The sequence below is a fragment of the Microbacterium sp. LB12 genome, from assembly GCF_037150835.1.
Taxonomy (GTDB): Bacteria; Actinomycetota; Actinomycetes; order Actinomycetales; family Microbacteriaceae; genus Microbacterium.
This window is the reverse complement of record NZ_JBBCPF010000003.1, coordinates 31063-46447: the sequence shown is the minus strand read 5'-3', so window position 1 is coordinate 46447 and position 15385 is coordinate 31063. Positions and strand designations below refer to the sequence as shown.

Genomic DNA, 15385 nt, shown 5'->3' with positions numbered 1-15385 from the left:
CGGAGCGCGCGTCAGAGCTCGTTCATCCGGGGGATGAGGACCTGCCGGTAGAGGATCAGGATGCTCGCGGCGACCGGGATGGCGATGAGGGCCCCCAGCAGGCCGAGCAGGCTGCCACCGGCCAGGGCCGCGACCACCACGACCGCCCCGGGGACGGAGACCGCGCGGCTCATGATGCGCGGCGAGATCACGTACGCCTCGATCTGCATGTAGATGAGGTAGTAGATCGCCGCGGCGATCGCGACGCCCGGAGATCCGAGCCCGGGGATGAGGCACACGAGGACGATGATGGTCGACCCGGTCAGGGTGCCGACGAGGGGGATGAGCGAGAAGAAGAAGGCGACGATCGCGAGGACGGCGGGGAACGGTGCTCCGATGATCGAGAGGTAGATCGCGCTCAGGACGCCGTTGATCACGCCCTGCGAGACCTGCCCCATCACGTAGTACCCCACGGAGTCGGTGATCTGCTCGGCGAGGTCGATGAAGCGGTCGCGCTTCGACGCAGGGGCGAGCTGGTAGACCGCGCGCTTCAGCGACGGCGTCGATGCCGTGAGATAGATCGTCAGGATCAGCACGATGAAGGCCCCGAAGAGTCCGCTGAGCACGGCACCGCCGGCGACCAGGAATCCCTGGCCGATGGATCCACCGATCTGCGCGAGGTTCGTGGTGAGCCAGTCCTCGACGTAGCTGAAGACGTCATCGACCTTCAGGTTCGGGAACGTCTCGATCATCCATTCCCGGAGATCGTCGATGGCGGTACCCCGCTGCACGATGGCGGTGATCTGGGCGATCAGCTGGGAGATCTGATCGACCAGGATCGGAAGCACCATCAGGACGATGCCCGCGAAAGCCGCGAGCACGGCGAGGATCGTCGCCAGCACGGCGAGCCAGCGGGGGAGTCGCCGACGCTCCAGGAACGACACGAGCGGATCGAGGCCCAGGCTCAGGAACAGCGCGGTGCCCAGATAGAGCAGCACCGTGGAGAGCGTCTGCACGCTGCTGATCAGCAGGATGCCCAATCCCACGCCGAGCGTCGCCACCAGGGCGGTGCGGAAGGGATTGTGGATCTTCATCTAGCGGCTCCTCGGGATGGATGCAGCAAGGCTATCGAGCGGGTCGGTCGCGCTCGGGGCGACGTGCCGATCCAGGGCATACTGCAGCCGCTCGTGGGCAACACACAGCTGATTTCGCTAGTCTGAAATGTCGAGTGTTGCGTCGTCGGCAGATGTCGGCGATGCGTGAGGAGACTATTCGTGCGTTTCGTATGGGCCGTGGTGGCCTTCGTGCTGGCCGCGGTGCTGATCGGGGCGGGGATCGCTCAGCGAACCATCTTCCAGGGTCCCGCCTCCCAGCAGACGCAGGTCGAGATCAAGGATGCGGCACCGTTCGTGCTCCTTGATGGCGACGTGCTTCGGATGAACCCGGGTGCGCAGACGCTGATCGTCCGCGGTGAGGGCGAGATCTTCGGCAGCTACGGCCGCACCGCAGACATGGAAGCGTGGCTCGCCGACTCCGACTACAACCGCGTCACCGTGAACGACGAAGGCGCTCTCTCCGTCAAGCACGTCACCGCACCGGAAGCGGCGGATGAGCCGAGCGACGGAGCGGGCACCGACGCCGCGACCCCGGACGAGGGTGCGGGCGACACGCCCTCGGACGCGACCGGACGCGACCCGCGCGGGTCGGACCTCTGGCTCGACTCATTCACCGATGACAACGTGCTCATCTCCAACAAGATGCAGCTCCCCGAGGGCAACAGCCTCCTGATCGCGTACGACGGCACCAAGGACGCGCCGGACAACATCGTCGTCTCGTGGCCCCTCGACAACTCTGCTCCGCTGACGGGTCCGCTCATCGTGGGCGGCGGACTCGTGCTGCTGATCGGCCTCATCCTCTATGTGCTCGCGATCCGGCACCAGCGTCGTGGACGTGGGCCTCGTCGCAAGGGACCGGGGCCGCTTCCCGCCACCGAGCCGATCGATGTCGCGGTGCTCCCGCCGGCGGAGCGCGCCGCGCTCGAAACACCCGAATCCGCGGACTCCGATTCGGCGGCCTCGCCGGCGCAGAAGCCGAGCGAAGAGATCGAGGATGCGGAGATCGTGGACGAGGGCACGGAGCCTGAGGGGAAGACATCGATGAGGGCAGCGCGGGCGGTTCGTCGTCGGCGCCTGCTGGTGATTCCGGCCCTCGGTCTCACGGCACTCCTCGCCGCCGGCTGCTCCGCCGACTCCTGGCCGCAGTTCGACGCGGGAACCCCGACGCCGTCGCCGAGCCCGACCGTCATCGCGCCCGAGAACCAGAAGCCGCCGGCCGTCACCGACGAGCAGGCGAAGCGCATCCTGAAGAACATCTCGGACACGCTGGTGGATGCCGATGCGGCACTCGACCTCGATCTCGCCTCGACCCGACTGGATGGCGCGGCTCTCGCCGCACGGACGACCGAGTACGCGGTGCGCTCGAAGCTGACGGACACCGCGCCTCCCGCCGCCATCCCGACGGATGACGTCGAGGTGGTCCTTCCCGAGGCGACCGACCGGTGGCCGCGCACGGTTCTCGTGCTCTCGAAGAGCGCAGGGGATGACTCGGTCCCGCCCGTTCTCCTCACGATGACGCAGGCCGACCCGTGGTCGAACTACAAGGTCACAACCATGGCCGAGATGGCAGCCGATGCCGTGTTCCCCGAGGTCGCGGCGACCTGGCTCGGAACGTCGCTCGTGCCCGCCGACTCGCCGTTCCTGAGCATGCAGCCGGCCAACCTGGCCGCCGCCGTCGCTGACGTCGTCGATCAGGGGGAGAAGAGCGAGTACTACGGCCAGTTCGACCCTCTCGCCCAGGAGTTCGCCACGTCGGTCACGGCGAGCCGTGAGAAGCTCGTGCAGGGGCTGGCGGCCGCCGGCGCGGCCGAGACGTCGAAGGCCGCCTTCCAGATGACGCCGACGGATGCCGCGCCCGTATCCATGACGACGCTCGACAGTGGTGCGATCGTCGCGGTATCCGTGAACGACACGCAGACCGTGACGCCCACCTCGGACGATGTCGTGATCCGGTTCGGTGACAACGCCGCGGCCAAGGCTCTCACGGATGCGACAGAATCGGCCAAGGGCGTCGAGACCACATACGAGTTCCAACTGTTCTTCTCGGTTCCTGCTCAGGGGTCGACGGAGCAGATCAGGCTCCTGGCGGCCCGCCAGGACCTCGTGTCCGTGAAGGTGATCAAGTGAGCGAAATCTCTCCCGCCGCCCTGCGCGGCGCCGTGGACCTGTCGAGCCTCCGCAACCGCCCGGCGCCCACGGCCGAAGGCGCACCGGCCCCGCGCATCCAGGATGTCGTCGTCGATGCGACGGACGAGACGTTCGGACAGATCCTCGAGATCTCCCGCACGGTTCCGGTCGTCGTCGATCTGTGGGCCGAGTGGTGCGGTCCGTGCAAGCAGCTGAGCCCCATCATCGAGCGGGTGACGCGCGAGCTCGGCGGCCGCGTCCTGTTGGCGAAGGTCGACGTCGACGCCAACCCTCAGCTCGCGCAGAGCTTCCGCGCGCAGTCGATCCCCATGGTCGTCGCGCTGATCGCCGGGCAGCCGGTGCCGATGTTCACGGGTGCCGTGCCGGAGCAGCAGGTGCGCGAGGTCTTCGCGCAACTGCTCCAGGTGGCGGCGCAGAACGGTGTCACCGGTGCGTTGGCGGTCGGCGACGGCACAGACGCGCCGGAGACCCCGGCCGCCGAGCCGGAGCTTCCGCCGCTGCACGCGGAGGCGTTCGCAGCGATCGAGGCCGGCGACTACGCGACCGCGATCCAGGCGTACGAGAAGGCACTCGCCGAGAACCCCCGCGATGAGGATGCTCGCGCCGGCCTGGGGCAGGTGCGGTTGCTCGACCGTGTGCAGGGCCTGGATCTTCAGGCCGCGCGGGCTGCTGCCGCCGAGGGCCCCCTGGATGTGCAGGCGCAGTTCGACGTCGCCGATCTCGACATCTCAGGCGGCCATGTCGAGGATGCGTTCGGGCGCCTCCTGGACTTGTTCGCGACGCTGCCGGCCGACCAGCGCACTCCCGTCCGTGAGCGCCTGCTCGAGCTGTTCGGCCTGATCGGTGCGGGTGATCCTCGGGTCGTCGCAGCGCGCAACCGGCTCTCGTCGCTGTTGTTCTAGCGCGTCGCGGCTCGGGTCACGGCCTCGGCCGCAGGCTCACCCGTGGTTGACCGTGGGGACGTGCGGGTCCGTCTGATGGCGCAGCCACAGCGTGGACAGCGCCGGAAGCGTGATGGTCGCGGTCGGTGCGCCGCCTTCCGCGGGCCGTGCGATGACCATGCCCAGGTTGCCTGATCCCCGGCCGCCGTAGGCCGCGGCATCCGTGTTGAGGACCTCCTGCCAGACGCCTTCCCTGGGCAGCGCGAGCTGGTATCCAGTCCGTTCCACGCCCGCGAAGTTGCTGACGACGACGAGCCGCCCGCCGTGGGCATCCCGCCGCTCGAATGCGATCACGTTCGGATCCCAACTCGGCGCACCGAGCCGGCTGAACGACGACCCGTCGTTGTCCCGCTCCCACAGCGGCGCCTGCGCACGGTACGTGCGGTTCACGCTCCCGACGAAGTCCTGCAGCTGCGCGTGGGACGGCTGATCCAACAACCACCAGTCGAGTTCACGACTCTCCGACCATTCCGCGAGCTGACCGAACTCCTGCCCCATGAACAGCAGCTTCTTGCCCGGGTGCCCCCACATATAGGCCAGGTACGCGCGGACGTTCGCCAGCTTGTGCCAGTGATCGCCCGGCATCTTCGCAAGAAGACTGCCCTTGCCGTGCACCACCTCGTCGTGGCTGATCGGCAGCAGATAGTTCTCGCCGAACGCGTACACGAACGAGAACGTCATCTCGCCCTCGTGATGTGCGCGATACATCGGGTCACGCGCGATGTACTGGAGCGAGTCGTTCATCCAGCCCATGTTCCACTTGAAACCGAAGCCGAGGCCGGCGTGACTAGTGGGAGAGGTGACGCCGGGGAAGCTGGTGGACTCCTCGGCGATCATCATGATTCCCGGGTGCAGACGGTAGGCGGTGGCGTTCACCTCCTGCAGGAAGCGAATGGCCTCGAGGTTCTCGCGGCCACCGTGGATGTTCGGCTCCCACGCGCCGTCCTCCCGGGAGTAGTCGAGGTAGAGCATCGATGCGACGGCATCCACACGCAGGCCGTCGACGTGGAACTCGCGGAGCCAGTACAGCGCGTTGGCGACGAGGAACCCCCGCACCTCGGGGCGACCGTAGTCGAAGATGAGCGTGCCCCAGTCCTGGTGCTCGCCACGGCGCGGATCCGGATGCTCGTACAGTGCCTGGCCGTCGAAGCGGGCGAGCGCGAACGCGTCCTTCGGGAAGTGTCCTGGAACCCAGTCCATGATGACGCCGATACCCGCCTGGTGCAGGCGATCGATCAGATATCGCAGGTCGTCCGGGCTGCCGAAGCGACTCGTGGGAGCGTAGTAGCCGCTCACCTGGTAGCCCCAGGAACCACCGAACGGATGCTCCGCGAGAGGCATGAACTCCACGTGCGTGAAGCCGGTCGCGGAGACGTGCTCGATCAGAGGGTCGGCGAGGTCGCGGTAACCGAGGCCGCCGCGCCACGATCCGACGTGGATCTCGTACACCGAGAGCGGCTGAGCGACCGCGTGGGTCGCGGCGCGGCGGGTCATCCATGCGCCGTCCGACCAGGTGTACGACGACGATGTGACGACCGACGCCGTGTCCGGCGGCACCTCGGCGGCGAGCGCCATCGGATCGGCCTTGAGGAGCCACTCTCCGTCCCTCGCGCGGATCTGGTACTTGTACCTGGCGCCGACCGGGAGCTCCGGGACGAACAGCTCCCAGACACCACTGACGCCCATCGAGCGCATCGCGTGGGTCTCGCCGTTCCAGTCGTTGTGATCGCCGACCAGACGCACCGCGCTCGCGTTCGGCGCCCAGACCGCGAAGGCCACGCCGTCCTCGCCTTCGAGAGTGCGCGGATGGGCACCCAGAGCCTCCCAGAGCCGCTCATGACGGCCTTCCGCGATCAGGTGCAGGTCCAGCTCACCCAGGGTCGGGTGGTGGCGGTACGGGTCGCCGGCGATCGTCTCCTCGTGATCTCCATAGCGGGTCGCGATGCGGTAGGGGAGCGGGGGGCCGACGTGCTGCGCCTCCCAGAGGCCGTGCGCCACATGGCTGAGCACGAGACGGCTCCCATCGCCGAACACGGCGGCGACCTCGGAGGCGAGCGGGCGACGGACGCGGATGACGGTGACCGTGCGGCCGGCGGCATCCTTGCTCGCGTGTGGTCCGAGGACGGAATGCGGATCGTGGTGGGTGGCGGAGGAGATCGCCTCCCACTCGGTGGATGCGGTGACGTCTTCCGTGTAGCTCATGATCGCTCCCTCACCTTCAGGATGTGCACCGGCTCGGTGAAGGCATCGAGTCGCACGTAGTTGTGGTCGCTCCAGGTCCACACGGCACCCGTCAGCAGATCCTCCACCTCGAAGGATTCGCCGAGGGGGATGCCCCACCGTGTGGTGTCGAGGTGCACGGTTGTCTCGCGAACGGAGTGGGGATCGACGTTGGCGACCACGATGATCGTGTCGGGACGGCCGGTGCCCGTGAACGCGGCGGCGAGGTGCTTGCTGTACACGAGGACCGCGTCGTCGTCGCTCCAGTGCACCGAGAAGTTGCGGAGCTGCCGGAGTGCGGGATGCGCGGCGCGGATGGTGTTGAGGCGGCGCAGGAGGGGAGCGAGGGATTCACCGCGCGCCTCGGCACCGTGCCAGTCCCGGAACTTGTACTCGTACTTCTCGTTGTCGATGTTCTCTTCCGACCCCGGCCGCGCGACGTTCTCGAACAGCTCGTACCCGGCGTAGACCCCGTACACCGGTCCTGCCGTCGCCGCGATGCACGCCCGGATGCGGTACGCGGCCCTGCCGCCGAACTGCAGGTACTCCGTGAGGATGTCGTGCGTGTTCACGAACAGGTTGGGACGCATGTAGACCGCGGTGTCGTGTGAGATGGAGGTGAGGAACTCCTCGAGCTCGGCCTTGGTGTTGCGCCAGGTGAAGTAGCTGTAGCTCTGCTGGAAGCCCACGGCGGCGAGCGCGCGCATCACGGCGGGACGGGTGAAGGCCTCGGCGAGGAAGAGCACGTCGGGGTCTGCGGCGTTGACGGTGCGGATGAGCCATTCCCAGAACTGGAGGGGCTTGGTGTGCGGGTTGTCGACGCGGAAGATTTTCACGCCCTGGGCGACCCAGTGCTGCACGACGCGGAGCATCTCGGCGGCGATGCCCTCAGGATCGTTGTCGAAGTTCAGGGGGTAGATGTCCTGGTACTTCTTGGGCGGGTTCTCCGCGTACGCGATGGTCCCGTCGGGAAGGGTCGTGAACCACTCCGGGTGATCGCGGACCCATGGGTGGTCCGGCGAGGCCTGGAGCGCGAGGTCGAGGGCGACTTCGAGCCCCTCCTTCTGCGCGGCGCGAATGAACGCGCGGAAGTCCTGGGCCGTGCCGAGGTCGGGGTGGAGGGCGTCGTGTCCCCCTTCGGCGGCTCCGATCGCGTAGGGCGAGCCGGGGTCGCCGTCCTCTGCGGTGAGCGTGTTGTTGCGTCCCTTGCGGTTCGTCGTTCCGATCGGGTGGACGGGTACGAGGTAGATCACGTCGAATCCCATCGCCGCGACATCCGGAAGCCTCTTCGCCGCGGTGCGGAACGTGCCGCTCTTGACCGTGCCGTCCTTCATGCGCTTCGCACCTTCGGAACGGGGGAAGAACTCGTACCAGGCGCCCACGCCCGCGGCGACCCGGTCCACGTGCAGGACGTGGTCGTCGGTCGCTGATCGGAGCGTCGCGATCGGGCGATCGCGGAAGATCTGGGCAAGACCCGCATCCGTCGCGAGGGCGGAGGTGGTCGCGGCATCGCCCTCGGCGAGCGCGGCCGCATCGGTGAGCAGACGCTTCCGCTGCGCGGCCGGCCGATCCTTCTCCGCGGCGGCCCCCGTGAGGAGCTCCGCACCGAGGGCGGCCATCACGGGGATGTCGACACCGGCGGCGACTTTGACCTCCGCGGCATGCGCCCACGTCGCGAAGTCGTCGGAGAAGGCCTCGAAGCGGTAGCGCCACACACCCTGCTCGTCGAGAGCGATGTCGGCCGTCCAGGTGTCGGTGCCGTCCGTCCGCGCACGGAGGCGATGCAGGGACTCCTCGCCGGACGGGGAGGTCAGGCGCACATGCACGCCGATGACATCGTGGCCTTCACGGAAGGAGACCACGCTGAAAGGCACGACCTCGCCGACGAAGGCTTTGGGGGTGAAGCCGCCGGGAACCGCAGGAGACGGATCCAGCAGAGGTATCCGTGTCGTCCGCAGCACGCCGGGGACGTCCGCGGAGGCCGCGGCGCGCGTCGGGATCTGAGCGGGGCTCCGGAGAGCCGAGGACCGAGTACCAGCACGTGCAGCCACATCCCGAATGTACCGTGCGGACGTGGTCGCGGGTAGCGCGCCGCGGGGTGCGTCGGGCGCGGTGGTCACTCGATGCGGAACAGCCTCATCGAGGTTCCCGAAACGGGCAGCACATCGCCCGGCGCGTACACCTCTTCCTCATCAGCGGGGCGCTCCTGCGCACTCGACCAGAGCGACACGAACCGGGTCGCATCCTCGATCTCCTCGGGCAGGCGCACATCGATCGGAGACTCGGTGCCGTGCACGATGAGCAGGATGCGGTTGTACGCCTCGGTGTCGGGTGTCGAGGCCGCGACGTACTGCAGGGTCCGGTTGCCGGGGTCGGCCCACTGGCCCTGCTCCATCGTCTCGCCGTTCTGGTCGTACCAGTCCATGACCGACGCGTTCGGGATGTGCTCGCCGAGTCTCGCGTAGCGGCTCGGTCGGAGAGCGGGGTTCTCCTGGCGGAGCCGGATCAGCCGCGAGACGTGCGCGCGGAGGTCGTCCTGCCAGGGTTCGAACTCCCACCCGAGCCAGGTCATCACCGAGTCCTGCGCGTACGCGTTGTTGTTGCCGCGCTGGGTGCGACCCACCTCATCACCGGCGGTCAGCATCGGGATACCCGCGGAGAGGAGCAGCGTGCCGAGCAGGTTGCGCATGGCTTTGCGGCGCGCCGCGAGGATCGTGGGGTCGTCGGTCGGGCCCTCGACGCCGTGGTTGAAGGCACGGTTCATGTCGGCGCCGTCACGGTTCTGCTCGCCGTTGGCCTCGTTGTGCTTGACGTCGTAGGACACCAGGTCGTGCAGGGTGAAGCCGTCGTGCGCGGTGACGAAGTTCACGCTGGCGAGCGGGCCACGGTCCTCGCTGAAGGTGTTCGAGGAGCCGGCGAGACGGGTGGCGAAGCCGCCGATGCCGACCGGAGCCGTTGCACGCCGGGCGTAGTCGATGTCGCTCAGCCAGAAGTTGCGCACGCGATCGCGATAGCGGTCGTTCCATTCGTGCCAGCCCGTGGGGAAGTTCCCCGTCTGCCAGCCGCCGAGGCCGACGTCCCACGGCTCGGCGATGAGCTTGGTGTCGGCGAGGATCGGGTCGTTCGAGATCGCCGTCAGGAGCGGATGCTCCGGTGTGTAGGTGTGCGCGCCGTCACGAGCGATCGCGGTGGCGAGGTCGAAGCGGAAACCGTCGATCTGCATCTCCTGCGCCCAGTACCGCAGGGAATCCAGCACGAGTCGTGCGCCGGCATCGGTCGCCGTGTTCAGCGTGTTCCCGCATCCCGTCGTGTCGATGTAGACGCCCGATTCGTCCTGGCGGTAGTAGTTCGCGTTGTCGATGCCGCGGAGGCTCGAGCGCGGGCCGCCGATGCCCTCTTCGGAGGTGTGGTTGTAGACGACGTCGAGGATCACCTCGAGCCCGGCCTCGTGCAGCAGCCGGACCATGCCCTTGAACTCGGCGAGCACCGCCTCCGGGCCCTCCTTGCGCGCATCCTCGGTGGCATATGCGGTGTGCGGCGTGAAGAAGTTGAGGGTGTTGTATCCCCAGTAGTTCGTCAGCCCCCGCTCCAGCAGCCGTGGTTCCGGAACGAAGGCGTGCACGGGCAGAAGCTCGATCGAGGTGATCCCCAGCCCGTGGAAGTACTCGATCATCGCGGGATGGGCGAGACCCGCGTAGGTGCCGTGGAGCGCCGGCGGCACGTCGGGATGGCGCTTCGTCAGCCCCTTGAGATGACCCTCGTAGATGACGGTGCGATCGAGCGGCACCCGAGGCTTCTGCGAGTCGCCCCAGTCGAAGCCGTCGACGATGACCACCGAGCGCCACTCCTCGTAGCCGTCGCCCTGGGCGAGACCGCGCGCATACGGGTCGAGCAGGAGGGTCTCCGGATTGAAGGTGTTGCCGGGCCCGTGCGGGCCGCCGACACGCACCGCATAGCGGACGCCGGGCTGCAGCAGCTCCGTGGTGACCTCCCAGATGCCGCCGGGAAGGCGGTCGAGCGGCACTTCGTCGGTGGCCCAATCGAGGTCGGTGGCGTCGAAGATGACGAGCTCGACAGAGGAGGCGTTCTGCGACCACACGCGCAGGGTGCCGACGTCGTCGTGCAGACGGACGCCGAGGTTGTCGAGGGTGGAGCCGCCGGGCACGGCGAAGTCTCGGGACACGGGCATGAGTACACCCTAGGCGCGTTGTGTTGCAGTCTCATGTCAATGAGTACCGGGTTCCATCCCGGCGCCCCGTCGGCGCGGATTCGCGAGAGAATCGAAGGATGCGGCACTACCTCGACCACGCGGCGACGACGCCCCTGCGCCCGGAGGCACGTGCGGCCTGGCTGACCGCGTCGGAGACGATCGGGAACGCCTCGTCGACGCACGGATCCGGTCAGGATGCCCGCCGCCTCCTCGAGGAATCACGGGAACGCGTCGCGGCGGTGCTCGACGCCGAGCCGATCGAGATCGTGTTCACCTCGGGCGGCACGGAATCGATCAATCTCGCGTTGCAGGGCTTATGGCATGCCCGTCGAGACGGCGCTGCCGCGGTCGTGCTGCCGGATGGCGAGCATCACGCCACCATGGACACGGTGTCGGCACTCGTCGCGGCCGGCGCCGACATCCGGACGGTTCCGCTCAGTCCGCTCGCCCGGATCGAGCCGTCGGCGTTCGCCGCCCAACTTCCGGGCGCGGCCGTAGCGACCGCCCTCATCGCGAACAACGAAGCCGGCACGATCAACGACGCGGCGGCGATCGCCGGTGCCTCCGCGTCCGCCGAGGTTCCCCTCCATCTCGATGCGGTCGCCGCGCTCGGCCATGTGCCGCTGTCGTTCCGGGCACTCCGTGGCGGTGCGGCGCCCGGGGTCGGGCTCGTCGCGATGAGTCTCGCCGGGCACAAGATCGCAGCTCCCGTCGGCATCGGCGTGCTCGTCGCCGCCCGCACCGCGCGTCTCTCCGCGCTGCTGCACGGCGGCGGCCAACAGCGCGGTCTTCGGGCTGGGACCCAGGACATCGCGGGGGCGGCGGCGTTCGCCACGGCCCTCGAGCTCGCCGAGTCGGAGCGTGAGACGGAGGACGTGCGCCTGACCGTCTTGCGCGATCGTCTTGTCCGCGGGATCCGTTCCGCCGTGCCCACCGCCGAACTCCTCGGCGATCCGGAGCGGCGTCTGCCCGGGAACGCTCACGTGTTGTTCCCCGACGCGGTCGGCGAGAGCCTGCTGTTCCTCCTCGACGTCGCGGGCGTATCCGCCTCGACGGGCTCCGCGTGCCAAGCGGGGGTCGCCGAGCCGTCGCATGTCGTGATGGCGATGGGGCGCAGTGAACGAGATGCCCGGAGCGTGCTGCGGTTCTCGCTGGGGCGGACGTCCGACGAGGCCGATGTGGACGCGGTCCTCTCCGTGATCGGTGACGCCTATGCCCGCGCATCCGGCGCCGGTACAGGCGCGCGCTCGTAGACTGGGTGACATGCGGATTCTTGCGGCCATGAGCGGTGGTGTCGACTCCGCCGTCGCGGCTGCGAGAGCCGTGGAGGCGGGGCACGACGTGGTCGGTGTGCATCTGGCGCTCTCCCGCGCCGGAGGAACCCTGCGCACCGGCAGCCGCGGATGCTGCACGATCGAGGACGCCCTCGACGCCCGCCGCGCCGCAGATCTGCTCGGCATCCCCTTCTACGTCTGGGACTTCTCGGAGCGCTTCCGCGACGACGTGATCGAGGACTTCATCTCGGAGTACCAGGCAGGGCGGACGCCGAACCCCTGCATGCGGTGCAACGAGAAGATCAAGTTCGCCGCCCTTCTGGAGCGTGCGATCGAACTGGGCTTCGATGCGGTCTGCACGGGCCATTACGCGACGCTGATCGACGGTCCGCAGGGGCTGGAGCTGCACCGGGCATCCGACAACGCCAAGGATCAGTCGTACGTCCTCGGTGTGCTGAACGCCGAGCAGCTGGCGCACACCTACTTCCCGCTGGGGACGACGCCCACGAAGGCCATTGTGCGTGCCGAGGCGGAGGCCCGTGGACTGAGCGTGGCGCAGAAGCCGGACAGTCATGACATCTGCTTCATCCCGGACGGCGACACGCGGGGCTGGCTCGCGGAGAAGGTCGGCACGGCCACGGGCGAGATCGTCGATCGCAGCGGCGACGTCGTGGGCTCCCACGAGGGCGCGCACGCGTTCACCGTCGGGCAGCGGCGCGGCCTCAAGCTCGGTGTCCCGGCGGCGGATGGAAAGCCGCGATTCGTGCTCGAGGTCCGTCCGGTGTCGAACACCGTCGTCGTCGGACCGAAAGAGGCGCTCGCGATCGCCGAGATCGCGGGGGAGCGGCACAGCTGGGCCGGGGCGGCTCCTGTCGAGCAGGCCTTCGACTGCCACGTGCAGATCCGTGCGCACGCGGAGCCGGTCGCCGCGCATGCGCTCGTGACGGGAGAGGGCGTCCGTGTCGTCCCCGAGGTCCCGCTCGACGGCGTCGCACCGGGGCAGACCGCCGTGCTGTACATCGGCACGCGCGTGCTCGGGCAGTTCACGATCGATACCACCGTGTCGGCCGTCCCCGTCGACGCCTGAGGTCCCAGACGATGTCGGTGCCCGCTCGTAGACTGGCGGGGTGCCGGAGAACATCTCGTTGGAAGACGCCCGAACCGAAGCCGAGGAGCTGACCACGCGCATCCTCGACGCGAAGGATGCCTATTACGGCCGAGACACCTCGATCGTCGACGATTTCACCTACGACGGATGGATGCATCGGCTCGAGGAGCTCGAGCGGCTGCATCCCGAGCTGCAGGGCCAGGACTCGCCGACGCAGATGGTCGGGGCGGCCGAGACGACGGGGCTCGCGACCATCGAGCACGCCGAGCGGATGCTCAGCCTCGACAACGTCTTCTCGCTCGACGAGCTGCGGGAGTGGGCGGCGAAGACCCAGGCTTCGGCGGGTCGACCGGTCGCATGGCTGACGGAGCTGAAGATCGACGGCCTCGCCATCAACCTGCGCTACGAGAACGGTGTGCTCACGTCGGCGGCAACGCGCGGCGACGGACGCGTCGGGGAGATCGTCACGGAGAACGCGCTGCGTCTTCCGGAGATCCCGTACCGGCTCAGCGGAGAGGGGCACCCGGAGATCGTCGAGGTCCGCGGCGAGGTGTTCATCCCCGTGGCGGCGTTCGAGCGGCTCAACGCCGCGCAGGCCGCCTTCCGAGACCGCGCCTACGCCGATGCGTTCGAGCGCTGGGAGTCGCGCGGCGGGGTCAAGAAGCCGTTCGACGAGGAGAAGGCCCGTACCGCGGCTGCCCGTCGCTTCCCGTCATTCGCGAATCCCCGCAACGCGGCGAGTGGGGGTCTGCGACAGCAGATCGACAAGAAGAACGGACTCGAACTCGAAGCCGGGCTGCTGCGCATCGAGTCGCTGGCCCTCTACGTGCACGGAGTCGGTGCGTGGTCCCATCCGCCGGTGGCCGCACAGAGCGAGGTCTACGATCTGCTCGCCGAATGGGGACTTCCGACGAGTCCGCACACCAAGGTGTGCCGCACGATCGACGAGGTGGTCGCGTTCGTCGAGTACTTCGGAGAGCACCGCCATAACATCGAGCATGAGCTCGACGGGATCGTGGTGAAGGTCGACGAGCTCGAGCTGCACGACGAGCTCGGCGCCACCAGCCGTGCGCCGCGCTGGGCGATCGCCTACAAGTATCCGCCGGAGGAGGTGCAGACGAAGCTCCTCGACATCGTCGTGTCGGTCGGTCGCACGGGCCGTGCGACGCCGTTCGCCGTCATGGCCCCGGCGCACGTGGCCGGTTCCGTGGTGCGGCAGGCGACACTGCACAACAAAGACGTGGTGAAGGCCAAGGGCGTGCTCATCGGCGACACCGTCGTGCTCCGCAAGGCCGGCGATGTGATCCCCGAAGTCCTCGGACCGGTGGTCGACAAGCGCGACGGCACCGAGCGGGAGTTCGTGATGCCGGTCGACTGCCCGGAGTGCGGCACACCGCTGCGGGCGATGAAGGAGGGCGACATCGACCTCCGCTGCCCGAACGCGCGTTCCTGTCCCGCGCAGGTCCGCGGCCGCGTCGAGCACATCGGGTCGCGCGGCGCGCTCGACGTCGAAGCCCTGGGCGAGGTCACCGCCGCCGCGCTGACGCAGCCGACATCGCCGTCCGTTCCTCCGCTCGAGACCGAGGCGGGTCTGTTCGCTCTCACTCTCGAGCAGCTGGTGCCGATCGAGCTGTTCGTGCGCGATGCCGAGACCGGTTTGCCGAAGGAGGACGACGACGGGATCGTCAAGACCCGTGCACCGTTCCGCCGCAATCCGACGGCGGCCGAGAAGAAGGCCGGGATCGAGGGGCCTCAACCGTCGTCGCAGGCGCTCACACTGCTCGCCGAGTTGGAGAAGGCCAAGGCCAAAGAGCTGTGGCGGCTTCTCGTGTCGCTGAACATCCGGCACGTCGGCCCCGTCGCCGCGCGGGCACTCGCACAGTGGTTCGGGTCCCTGGATGCGATCCAGGGGGCCACGCGCGACGAGCTCGCGGCTGTCGAAGGCGTGGGCGGCATCATCGCCGACTCACTGCTCGCCTGGTTCGAGGTCGACTGGCACCAGGAGATCGTGCAGCAGTGGAGCGACGCGGGCGTGCAGTGGGCGACGCCCGGACACCCGGGCCCGGGCGCGGCTGTCGCGGCCGGTGGAGTGCTGGAGGGCCTCACCGTGGTGGCGACCGGCTCCCTCGACGGCTACACACGCGACGGTGCTCAGGAAGCCATCATCAACGCTGGCGGGAAGGCTGCATCCAGCGTGTCGAAGAAGACGGACTTCGTGGCGGCGGGTCCCGGTGCGGGGTCGAAGCTCGCGAAGGCCGAAGAACTCGGTGTCCGTATCCTCGACGCCGCACAGTTCCACATCCTGGTCACGGAAGGACCGGACGCGCTGCCTGCGGTGGGCGAGAGTTCCTGACACCTCGCGACGACCACGGGAGCGACAGAGGGGCGGG

The 15385-nt window shown here is 68.5% G+C and carries 9 protein-coding genes; 5 read left to right on the top strand and 4 right to left on the bottom strand.

Translation table 11 applies throughout. From position 1 onward, the window contains the following. Positions 1-11: 11 nt before the first annotated feature. A complete protein-coding gene (locus WFM69_RS07190) occupies positions 12-1073 on the bottom strand; it encodes an AI-2E family transporter (protein ID WP_337003127.1) in 1062 nt (353 codons plus the stop codon). A gap of 180 nt (positions 1074-1253) precedes the next feature. Between WFM69_RS07190 and WFM69_RS07185 the strand changes: the two genes are divergently transcribed. Beyond that, positions 1254-3221 carry a glycosyl transferase gene (locus tag WFM69_RS07185; RefSeq protein WP_337003125.1) on the top strand — a complete coding sequence of 656 codons (1968 nt, stop codon included), beginning with the start codon at positions 1254-1256 and terminating at the stop codon, positions 3219-3221. Next, positions 3218-4144, top strand: a complete 927-nt coding sequence (locus WFM69_RS07180) for a tetratricopeptide repeat protein (protein WP_337003123.1) — start codon at positions 3218-3220, stop codon at positions 4142-4144. The genes WFM69_RS07185 and WFM69_RS07180 overlap by 4 nt, the downstream gene beginning before the upstream one ends. Positions 4145-4180: 36 nt before the next feature. Here the strand turns inward: WFM69_RS07180 and glgB are convergent, their stop codons facing one another. From glgB to glgX, 3 genes are all read right to left on the bottom strand, one after another. Further along, complete coding sequence (gene glgB / locus WFM69_RS07175; protein WP_337003121.1) at positions 4181-6385, bottom strand: 1,4-alpha-glucan branching protein GlgB; 2205 nt, start codon at positions 6383-6385, stop codon at positions 4181-4183. Continuing rightward, on the bottom strand, positions 6382-8454 hold the full coding sequence (locus tag WFM69_RS07170; RefSeq protein ID WP_442928470.1) for a maltotransferase domain-containing protein: 2073 nt from the start codon (positions 8452-8454) through the stop codon (positions 6382-6384). The genes glgB and WFM69_RS07170 overlap by 4 nt, the downstream gene beginning before the upstream one ends. A 65-nt stretch (positions 8455-8519) precedes the next feature. Then, entirely contained in the window at positions 8520-10592 is a 2073-nt protein-coding gene (gene glgX / locus WFM69_RS07165) for a glycogen debranching protein GlgX (RefSeq protein ID WP_337003119.1), read from the bottom strand. 98 nt (positions 10593-10690) lie between these two features. On the opposite strand from glgX, the gene WFM69_RS07160 reads away from it, so the two are divergent. The 3 genes from WFM69_RS07160 to ligA are packed head-to-tail and all read left to right on the top strand — an operon-like array spanning position 10691 to position 15348. Further along, positions 10691-11866: a cysteine desulfurase family protein gene (locus WFM69_RS07160; RefSeq protein WP_337003117.1), complete on the top strand. Its 1176-nt coding sequence runs from the start codon at positions 10691-10693 to the stop codon at positions 11864-11866. 10 nt (positions 11867-11876) lie between these two features. Continuing rightward, positions 11877-12974, top strand: a complete 1098-nt coding sequence (mnmA, locus tag WFM69_RS07155) for a tRNA 2-thiouridine(34) synthase MnmA (RefSeq protein ID WP_337003115.1) — start codon at positions 11877-11879, stop codon at positions 12972-12974. Positions 12975-13014: 40 nt separating this feature from the next. Further along, complete coding sequence (ligA, locus tag WFM69_RS07150) at positions 13015-15348, top strand: NAD-dependent DNA ligase LigA (protein ID WP_337003113.1); 2334 nt, start codon at positions 13015-13017, stop codon at positions 15346-15348. Positions 15349-15385: the final 37 nt, after the last annotated feature.